Genomic DNA, 563 nt, shown 5'->3' with positions numbered 1-563 from the left:
CCGATGAGGATCGCGAAGCCGCGTTCGCCTTGCCAGCGCAGGCCGCGCAGGAGCCGGTTGTAGGTGCGGTTGTCGACGGCGAGGGGTTTGCCGTCGGTGGGTTGCTTGATCGGAGTCTTGATGCCCTGACCGGTGCTTTCGTAGCCGGAGTCGGCCAAGGCCGGCAGGTCGAGTTCGGCGGCAGCCCAGTTCAGCGCGGCGGTGACGCCGAGTTCGCGGGCGCAGCTGGTGTCGTGCAGATGCCCCGGCCTCGCCGCCGAGGTCCAGATCGGTAGCCCGTCCGGGCGCATGATCGCTTGAATGTTCGCGCCGAAGTCGCGGTGCTTTCCGGAGAACCAGGCGTCGATGGTTTTTCCTTTGACGCTCACGGTGGTCTCGGTCAGCCGGTCGCAGTCGAACAGCTTGCCGTCGAGGATGACGTACGACCAGCCGTCGTCGGCGGCGCGCTTCAGCGCGGTGTGCAGGTCCTGTGCCTGGGCGGCGAGGACCGCGATGCCCTCGTCGCGGTAGCGGTACGCGGTCGCCCTCGAGATCCCGAAACCGGCGCCGAGTAGGGTTAGGTC

Annotated in this window: 1 protein-coding gene; it reads right to left on the bottom strand. The window is 67.9% G+C overall.

The genetic code is table 11. The features are described 5' to 3' along the window. Positions 1–563 (bottom strand): transposase family protein (locus LXN57_RS47780; RefSeq protein ID WP_251804976.1); only part of this gene is annotated, 563 nt, incomplete at both ends.

Source organism: Paractinoplanes hotanensis, from assembly GCF_023717965.1.
GTDB classification, from domain to species: domain Bacteria; phylum Actinomycetota; class Actinomycetes; order Mycobacteriales; family Micromonosporaceae; genus Actinoplanes; species Actinoplanes polyasparticus.
This window is presented reverse-complemented; position numbering and strand designations above follow the sequence as displayed.